This is a genomic window from Pseudomonas sp. MD195_PC81_125 (genome assembly GCF_014060985.1).
In the GTDB taxonomy this organism is placed as follows: Bacteria; Pseudomonadota; Gammaproteobacteria; order Pseudomonadales; family Pseudomonadaceae; genus Aquipseudomonas; species Aquipseudomonas parakoreensis.
This window is the reverse complement of sequence record NZ_JABULD010000082.1, coordinates 1-5240: the sequence shown is the minus strand read 5'-3', so window position 1 is coordinate 5240 and position 5240 is coordinate 1. Positions and strand designations below refer to the sequence as shown.

The window sequence follows — 5240 nt, the reverse complement described above, 5'->3', positions numbered from 1 at the left end:
CGCCGCAACCCCGGCAGATGCACAACATCACCGAACGCGCGCGCAGTGGCGGCGCCCCACGCGGCAGCACACTGCCGAGCAATCCGCTGGGCGATCAGCCGGTGACGCTGAATTTTGTCGATGCCGATATTCAGGCTGTGGTGCGCGCGTTGTCGCGTTCCACCGGCCAGCAGTTTCTGGTCGACCCTCGGGTCAAGGGCAGCCTGACGCTGGTCTCGGAAGGTCAGGTGCCGGCGCGGCAGGCCTACGACATGTTGCTCGCGGCGTTGCGCATGCAGGGTTTCAGCGTGGTCGATGTCGGCGGCGTCGCCCAGGTGGTGCCGGAAGCCGATGCGAAACTGCTCGGCGGGCCGATCTACAGCCCGGACAAACCCGCCGGCAACGGCATGCTCACCCGCACTTTTCGCCTGCAATACGAGAACGCGGTGAACCTGATTCCGGTGTTGCGCCCGATCGTCTCGCCGAACAACCCGATCAATGCCTACCCGGGCAACAACACCATCGTCGTCACCGATTACGCCGAGAACCTCACTCGCGTCGCCCAGTTGATCCAGACCATCGACACCCCGAGCGCGATCGACACCGACGTGGTGCAGATCCAGAACGGCATCGCCGCTGACATCGCGCCGATGGTCGCCGATCTGCTTGACGCGCCGGGCAACGATCCAACGCAGAAAATTGCGGTGATCGGTGACCCGCGTTCCAACACCATCATCATCCGCGCCGGCAGCCCCGAGCGCACTGAGTTGGCGCGCAACCTGATCTACAAACTCGATAACGCACAGAGCAATCCGAGCAATCTGCATGTGGTGTATCTGCGTAACGCGCAAGCGGCGAAACTGGCGCAGGCCTTGCGCGGTTTGCTGACTGGCGAGAGCGACAGCGGCACCAGCGACAGTGCGCGCTCGGTGCTCAGCGCCATGGGTAGCAATGGCAACAACAATGGCGGTTCGGGTGCGCAGAGCGGCACGCAAAACAGCGGCAGCACCTCGACCACTTCCAGCACGGGCAGCACTGGCGGCAGTTACGCGCAGGGCAGCAGTTCGACCGGCAGCAGCGGTAATCAGGCCAGCGAGCAGAACGTTGCGTTCAGCGCCGGCGGGGTGACGATTCAGGCTGACGCCACCACCAATACCTTGCTGATTTCCGCGCCGGAGCCGTTGTATCGCAACCTGCGCGAGGTCATCGACCTGCTCGACCAGCGCCGCGCGCAAGTGGTGATCGAGAGCCTGATCGTTGAGGTCGGCGAGGACGATGCCAGCGAATTCGGCGTGCAATGGCAGACCGGCAATCTCGGCGGTAAAGGCGTGATTGGCGGGGCGAATCTTGGCGGTTCGGGGATCAACCTCAACGGCAAGACCAGCCTCGATGTGCTGCCGCAGGGTTTGAACCTCGGTTACGTCAACGGCACCGTCGATATCCCCCGGCATCGGCAAGATTCTCGACCTGAAAGTGTTGGCCCGGGCGCTGAAGAGCAAGGGCGGCACCAACGTGCTGTCGACCCCGAACCTGCTGACCCTGGATAACGAGGCGGCGAGTATTTTTGTCGGCCAGACCATTCCGTTTGTCAGCGGCAGTTATGTCACCGGCGGCGGGGGGACGAGTAACAACCCGTTCCAGACCGTGACCCGGGAAGAGGTGGGCTTGAAGCTCAACGTGCGGCCGCAGATTTCCGAGGGCGGCACGGTCAAGCTCGATATCTATCAGGAAGTCAGCAGCATCGACGAGCGCGCGTCGGCCAGCGCGACGTCGGCGGGGATCGTCACCAACAAACGCGCGATCGACACCAGCATCCTGCTCGACGACGGCCAGATCATGGTCCTCGGCGGCCTGTTGCAGGACGGTTACAGCCAGAGCAACGAAGCGGTGCCTTGGCTGGGAACATTACCGGGAATCGGTGCGCTGTTTCGCAACGAGCGCCGGGCGATCAGCAAGACCAACCTGATGGTGTTCCTGCGCCCATACATCATCCGCGACAGCGAAGCGGGGCGCAGCATCACCCTCAACCGCTACGACTTCATGCGCCGCGCCCAGGGCGGCCTGCAACCGGAACGCAGCTGGGCAATGCCGGACATGCAGGCGCCGCAGTTGCCGACGGCGGCGCAGGGGGTACCGAGTCCGGTTCCGGCTTCGGGACCTCGCGCGACGATCAAAGCGGTGCCGATTGAAGGGAGTACACGCTTTTGAATCCCACCCTCAATCTGAGAAGTAACCCTGTAGTGAGGGGATTTATCCCCGATGGGCAGCGAAGCGGCCCCAAAACCTATGCACGCGGTCAGTCAGATGTATTCGGATATCAGGTTTCGGGGCTGCTGCGCAGCCCATCGGGGATAAATCCCCTCACCACAAGAATTCCCCTCACCATAGAGAGCCGGGACGACGCTGGACCTGTAGGAGCTGCCGAAGGCTGCGATCTTTTGCTTTTGGCTTTTTTTCAATGTCGCTGAAGATCAAGATCCAAAGATCGCAGCCTGCGGCAGCTCCTACACGGGAATGTATTGCCATGGGGGGAGGGTGTAGATGAGTTCGCTTCCCTACGCCTGGGCCAAGGCCCAGCGCATTCTGCTGTGCGACGGTGTGCTGACCGTATGCCCATCGACCCCCGGCTGGTCGATCAGCGAGGTGCGGCGGCAGTTCGGTGAGACGTCGCTCCGGCGCGTGCGCGACGATGAACTCGACGGCCTGCTCGCCACGGCCTACGCCGATACCGGCAGTGCGGCGGCGGTCGTTGGAGCAGCAGAAAACGAAGTCGACCTCGACCGCCTGATGCAGGACATGCCGGAAATCACTGACCTGCTCGACACTCAGGACGGCGCGCCGGTGATCCGCATGATCAACGCCTTGCTCACCCAGGCTGCGCGGGACGAAGCCAGCGACATTCATATCGAACCGTTCGAAACCCATTCGGTGGTGCGCTACCGGGTCGATGGCACCCTGCGTGACGTGGTGTCGCCGCGCAAGGCATTGCACGGTGCGCTGGTGTCGCGGATCAAGATCATGGCCCAGCTCGACATCGCCGAAAAACGCTTGCCGCAGGACGGCCGCATCGCGCTGCGGGTGGCCGGGCGGCCGATTGATATTCGCGTCTCCACCGTGCCGACCGGGCACGGCGAGCGCGTTGTCATGCGCTTGCTCGACAAGCAGGCCGGGCGCCTGCATCTGGAAACGTTGGGCATGGACGCACAGGTGCTGGCCAAACTCGATCACCTCATCCGCCAACCGCACGGCATTGTGCTGGTCACCGGCCCCACCGGCAGCGGCAAGACCACCAGTCTCTACGCCGCGCTGGCGCGCCTCGATGCCAGCACCAGCAACATCCTCACCGTCGAAGACCCGGTGGAATACGACCTGCCGGGGATCAGCCAGATTCAGGTCAACGCCAAGATCGACATGACCTTCGCCCTGGCTTTGCGCGCGATTCTGCGTCAGGACCCGGACATCATCATGATCGGCGAGATCCGCGATCTTGAAACCGCGCAAATCGCCGTGCAGGCCTCGCTCACCGGGCACCTGGTACTGGCGACGCTGCACACCAACGACGCGGTGTCGGCGGTCAACCGCTTGATCGACATGGGCGTCGAGCCGTTTTCTGCTCGCATCGTCGATGCTCGGCGTTCTGGCGCAACGCTTGGTGCGACGGCTGTGTAATCAGTGCAAACAGGAAGACCCGGCAGCGCCGGGCACGTGGCGCCCGGTCGGTTGCGCGGCGTGTAATCACACCGGTTACAGCGGCCGCACCGGCATCCACGAATTGTTCTGCATCGATGACGACATCCGCACCCTGATTCACCAAGGGGCAGGGGAACAGGCCTTGCGCGCGGCAGCGGCCAAGGCCGGGATGTTCAGCCTGCGTGAGGACGGCGAGCGCTGGATTCGCAGCGGCGCCACCGCGCCTGAAGAAATCCTCCGTGTGACCCGGGACGCCTGATGAATCGCTATCGTTTTGAAGCCGCCGACGCCAGCGGCAAGATCGAGTCCGGGCACCTGGAGGCGGACAGCCAGGGCGCTGCATTCGGCGTGTTGCGCAGTCGTGGATTGACCGCGTTGTCGGTGCACAAGGAAAGCAACGTCGCCCAGCATGGCGGCGGCAGTGGCTTGTTCAGTGCGCGGATGTCGGATAACGATCTGGCCTGGGCGACGCGGCAACTGGCGAGCCTGCTCGGCGCCAGCCTGCCGCTTGAGGCTGCGCTCAGCGCGACGGTGGAGCAGGCCGAGAAAAAACACATCGCCCACACCCTCAGTGCGGTGCGCGCCGATGTGCGCAGCGGTATGCGTCTGGCCGAATCACTGGCCGCACGACCACGGGATTTTCCGGAGATCTACCGCGCGTTGATCGCTGCGGGGGAAGAATCTGGTGATCTGGCGCAGGTCATGGAGCGGCTGGCCGACTACATCGAAGAACGCAACAACCTGCGCGGCAAGATTCTCACCGCGTTCATCTATCCCGGTGTGGTCGGGCTGGTGTCGATCGGCATTGTGATCTTCCTGCTCAGCTATGTGGTGCCGCAGGTGGTCAGTGCGTTTTCCCAGGCGCGGCAGGACTTGCCGGGGCTGACCCTGGCGATGCTCACCGCCAGTGATTTCATTCGCGCATGGGGCTGGTTGTGTGCGGCGATCATGGCCGGGGCGTTCTGGAGCTGGCGCCTGTACCTGCGCAATCCGGCGGCGCGCTTGAGTTGGCATCATCGGGTGCTGAAATTGCCGCTGATCGGGCGTTTCGTGTTGGGCCTGAACACTGCGCGATTCGCCTCGACCCTGGCGATTCTCGCGGTGCCGGGGTGCCGTTGTTGCGGGCGCTGGAGGCGGCGCGACAGACGCTATCCAATGATCGCTTGAGCCTGAGTGTCAGCGACGCCACGGCCAAGGTGCGCGAAGGGGTCAACCTGGCGGCGGCGTTGCGGGTGGAGAACGTGTTCCCGCCGGTGCTGATTCACCTGATCGCCAGCGGCGAGAAAACCGGTGCACTGCCGCCGATGCTCGAACGTGCGGCGCAGACCCTGTCGCGCGATATCGAACGGCGGGCGATGGGCATGACCGCGTTGCTCGAACCGCTGATGATTGTGGTGATGGGTGGGGTAGTGCTGGTGATTGTGATGGCGGTGTTGTTGCCGATCATTGAGATCAACCAGTTGGTGCAATAACCCCCTGTAGGAGCTGCCGAAGGTGCGATCTTTTGATCTTGATCTTGAAAAGCAGAAGCAAAAATCAAAAAGATCGCAGCCTTCGGCAGCCTCCTACAG

General features: G+C 63.3%; 3 pseudogenes. All 3 read left to right on the top strand.

What is annotated here, in order from left to right:
• Positions 1 to 2187, top strand: a pseudogene (gspD, locus tag HT737_RS03635) (type II secretion system secretin GspD); the annotation flags it as partial.
• A 333-nt stretch (positions 2188 to 2520) separates the two neighbouring features.
• Positions 2521 to 3928, top strand: a pseudogene (gene gspE / locus HT737_RS03630) (type II secretion system ATPase GspE).
• Positions 3928 to 5141 (top strand): annotated as a pseudogene (gene gspF / locus HT737_RS03625) (type II secretion system inner membrane protein GspF). The pseudogenes gspE and gspF overlap by 1 nt, the downstream one beginning before the upstream one ends.
• Positions 5142 to 5240 lie beyond the last annotated feature (99 nt).